Here is a 4564-nt window from a genome sequence, read left to right as displayed (position 1 = left end):
TCACGACACCACGCCTGTCACCAGGCCAAACTCTTACACCACTCCCGTGGACGCAGCCGTTACGCTCTTCCCGTTTGGCAACATGCTCCGAGCTGCGCCAGTCAGGAACGTTGTTTCTGCACTGGGTGGGTGGAGCTTCGTCCGGCGTCTGAGGGCGCCCTTCGTGGTTCGGAGTGTGGTGGCGCATGCGCCGGTTCGTCATGGGCTCGTTCGCGTGCGTCAATGATCGGGATAGCCGGCACTCTGTTGTCCAGCCTGCTGGTGGCACAGGCCAGTCCGGCGGCAGCGGTCGCTTCGAGTTCTGGTCAAGGGATCGGCGGTGTGCCGGATACTCCAGTACAAATGCGTGGGAGCGCCTCCAGACTCCCGTCATTGGTGACCCATGAGGCAACTACGACATCCGTTGAGTCGGAGTCGACGGGTAGATGGAGGCCGGATCCGCAGCCACCGCAGGACGCGGTGCCGGCGGAACGACGTGACACAGCCACGACAACCGCACAGCAGGACACGCCCGATCAGGGCGAGTTGCCCTCGGGAGTGGCGCGGGCCGAGGCGGCTGATGCGCTTGCGGCGGCGCCGGCGTTGGTGGACGTCTACCCGCTGTCTGGCCTGCTGGTGGATTCGTTGAGGCCGACGCTGCGGGCGTGGGCGCAGGGTGATTCGGCGCTGTCGTACCAGTTCCGGCTGTGTGACGTTGAGGCGATGTCCGGAACGGGATGCACAAGCTCTGGATATCTGGCGAGCAGCAAGAACGCGTGGCAGGTGCCGGACGGCAAGCTGGCGTGGGGTCGGCAGTATTGGTGGACGGTCACCGTACGTGACTCGGCCACCCTCACCACGGTGACGTCTCCGAAGCTCACCTTCACTACGGGCGTTCGCCAGCCGCTCGTGACGTCTCTGCTGGCTGCTCAGGCCAAGCAGGGGCGTGAGTATGATCCGCGGACCGGTAACTACACCACCACGGTGACGGATGTGAGCGTGCCCACGGCGGGGTTGCCGCTGTCGGTGAGCCGCACTTACAACAGCTTGGATCCGCGTCGCGATGGGATGTTCGGCGCTGTTGGTCCTCGTCGTGGGACATGAAGATTGTCCGCGAGGAGCGGGCCGGTCGAGCTTTTGCGCTGTGGACCCGCCCGGATGGGCGAAAGGTTCGCTTCGCCGCTCGGGATGGTAGCGGGGTGTTCCAGCCGCCGCCGGGTATGCAGGCCAGTTTGTCGCTGGTGCCCCCGTTGTGCTACACGCCGCCCGGCGTGGCTTGCGCCGCCGGGGGCACGCCGACGTGGTGGCATCTGATGGACAAGTCGTCCACCAAGTACGTGTTCGACGATCAGGGCCGGCTGCGGAAGATGATCGACAGCCGGGGTCGGACGCAGGACCTGACCTACGGCACTGATGGCAAGCTGGCCACGGTCGCCGCCACCGGGGGGCGGTCCCTGCACTTCACCTGGTCCGGCTCCCGAGTGGCGGAGGTTTCCACCGACGCGGTGGACGGCGCCCCGCTGAAGTGGACCTACACCTACGAGGACGACCGACTGGTGGGGGTGTGCACACCCGCACCCGCACCCAACTGCGCCACCTACGGCTACGGGACAGGTTCGCAGTACCGCAGCCGCGTGCTGGATGCCGACCCGTTCGCCTACTGGCGCCTGGGCGAGAAGTCCGGCACCGTGGCAGCCGATCAGACTCCCGCCGAGCGGCACGCCACCTACCAGTCTGTGACGCTCAATGAGCCGGGTGCTCTGACCGGCAACCCGGACACCGCGGCGAAGTTCGCATCCGGTTCGGCGCTGAAGCTACCGACCAACATCATCCCGCATCTCGGTGATCAGCTGTCGCTGGAGCTGTGGTTCAAGACCAGCGCCTCCGGCGTGCTGGCCGCCTCCGGAGCGCAACAAACCAATGGGGCGGCGCACGGGCCGATGCTGTATGTCGGCACCGACGGCCGGCTGCGGGGCTCGCTGGGCACGGTGAACAACCCGATCACCTCCGCGGGACCGGTCAACGATGGCGCCTGGCACCACGCGGTGCTCACCGTGTCCGGCACCGATCAAGCGCTCTACCTCGATGGACAGCGCGTCGGGACGCTATCGGGATCGGTGAGTGCCTGGCGCCAACTGGCGAGCGTCGGTAACGGGGTCACGGACCCGGCCGTCTCACCGGCCGTCCCCGCCACCAAGCAGGCATTCCCTCTGCAAGGCGCGATCGACGAGGTCGCGGTGTATGGGCAGCCGCTGACCGAGACGGAGATCGCCGATCACTACGCGGCCCGCGCGCAGACGGTGCACAAGCTGACTGAGATCAAGCTGCCGTCAGGCCGTGTCTGGGCTGCCAACACCTACGACCCGACCACCGACCGGCTCGCCACGCACACCGACCAACATGGCGGCACCTGGAAGATCGGCCCGCTCGGCGTCGAGGTCGAGTCCGGCGAGGCAACCGTGGTCGTGACCGACCCGGCCAACGAGACGTTGAAGTACTACTACGACGCCTGGCGAGGCTACCGCCCGGCCGGCGAGGTCGACCAGCTGAACCATACCGAGTGGTACAACTACGACCAGGCCGGCTTCCTCCAGACCGTCACCAACCGCAACGGCATCGACACCCGCGTCTATCACGACGAGCGGGGGAACCAGGTCGCCCGCTGGTATTGCCGAGCCCGCGACGAGTGCGCCGTCGAGTTCTGGAGCTACTACCACAACGCCAGCGACCCGTTCGACCCGCGCAACGACCGCATGATCGCCCATCGCGACGGCCGTTCAGCGAGCGAGACCGACAACACCTTCGCCACCAAGTGGGAGTACAACTCCTACGGCGAGCAGACGAAGGAAACCAGCCCGGCAACGTCGGACTTCCCCAACGGCCGTTCGACCGGGATGACGTACACCGACGGCACCGAGCCCGCGATCGGGGGCGGCACGACTCCGCCGGGGCTGGTGGCCTCGAAGACCGACGCGCGTGGCAACGCTTGGACCTACCGCTACACCGCGGCTGGCGACCTGGCCGAGCAGGCCGACCCCGAAGGGCTGGTCACCAAACTCGACTACGACACACTCGGCCGCCTGATCAGCTCAACGCAGATCTCTGACGCCCACCCCGACGGCGTGAAGACCAGCTTCACCTACGACGGGCTCAGCCGCCCGGTGACGCAGACCGAGCCGGGCGTGAAGAACGAGATCACCAACGTCACGCACACCAAGCGGACCACCCTCACCTACGACGCCGACGGCAACACGCGCAGCGAGAAGATTTCCGACCTGGCCGGCGGCGACGCCGAGCGGGCCACCGTCTACACCTACGACCCGCTCGGCCGGGCGGAGACCGTCACCGACCCCGAAGGCGGTGTCGTCCGCCAGGCGTGGAACACCCTCGGTCAATTGGTCCGGGTGACCGACCCTCGGGGCACGGTGATCGAAAACGGCTACAGCAAGCGGGGTGAGCTGACCACCCGCACGTTGAAGGGATGGACCGGCAGTCCAGTCAACCCGGAACCCGCCAAGGACGTGGTACTGGAGGCGTTCGCCTATGACCCGGCCGGCCGCTTGGCCGCCGAGGTGGACAGCATGAGCCGCAAGACCACCTTTACCTACTGGGACGACAACCGGCTCTCTCAGAAGATCGCCGATGATGCCAAGCTCAACGGCTCCACCACGCCCGGCGATGTGGTGCTGGAGAGCCACGAGTACGATCCAGCCGGCAACCTGACCACGCAGATCACCGGTGGTACCACCCCTGTCACCACGGTGTTCGATTACGATGTGGCCAGCCGGCTGACCGCGAAGGTTTTCGACCCCGCCACTTTGGAACGGGTCCTGGCGTTCGTCTACGACGCCAACGGCAACGTGCTGAAGACGACGCTGACCGGCGCGGGCACCACCCGTTCCGAGGTGACCGAGTACGCCTACAACAAGGTCAACCAGGTCACCAAGTCCACCGTGGAGAACGGCGACCAAGACGTCGTCACCACCTCCACCTATGACGACCGCGGCCTGGCCGTCGCCACCACTGATCCGCGTGGCAACGCCGCCGGAGCCGACAAGGACGCCTTCACCTCGACCATGCGCTACGACGCGCTCGGCCGCCTGATCGAGGCAACCGCCCCAGAGGTCAAGGTGGACAAGGCCGGCAGCTCCGCCACCGCCCGTCCGTCGGCCCGGTTCGGGTACGACACGGTCGGCGCCCGTACCCACGAGACCGACCCGGAAGGCCGCACGATCACGTCGGTCTTCGACAAGGCCGGCCGGCTGACCAGCAAGAGCGCCCCCGCGTACACGCCGCCCGGCGGCACCGCGCTCACCCCCACGATCGCGCACGCCTACGATCTGGCTGGTCTGCTGACCGCCACCACCGACCCGCGCGGGTATACGAGCACGTTCGAGTACGACCAGCTGGGCCGGCAGGTCCGCGTCACCGATCCCGCCCCGGAAGGCCAGACCGCGGGGCGGTGGGTGGCCGAGTACGACCTGGCCGGCGAGCAGCTCGCGGCGGTCGACCCGACCGGCGCCCGCGTCGAGGCGACCTACGACGACCTCGGCCGTAAGATCACCGAGACGCAGGTGGAGCGCAA

2 protein-coding genes are annotated in these 4564 nt (G+C 67.3%); both read left to right on the top strand.

Annotated features, from left to right (window positions below; translation table 11 throughout):
- Window positions 1-459 precede the first annotated feature (459 nt).
- Window positions 460-1083, top strand: a complete 624-nt coding sequence (locus CXR44_RS38610; RefSeq protein WP_144070252.1) for a DUF6531 domain-containing protein — start codon at window positions 460-462, stop codon at window positions 1081-1083.
- Window positions 1080-4564: LamG-like jellyroll fold domain-containing protein (locus tag CXR44_RS38605; protein ID WP_342748642.1), on the top strand; the 3485-nt coding region annotated here is incomplete at its 3' end. The genes CXR44_RS38610 and CXR44_RS38605, both read left to right, overlap by 4 nt.

The sequence above is a fragment of the Nonomuraea indica genome (assembly GCF_002850745.1).
Classification (GTDB): Bacteria; Actinomycetota; Actinomycetes; order Streptosporangiales; family Streptosporangiaceae; genus Nonomuraea; species Nonomuraea indica.
The sequence above is the reverse complement of the archived record's forward strand: the minus strand, read 5'-3'. Positions and strand labels throughout refer to the sequence as shown.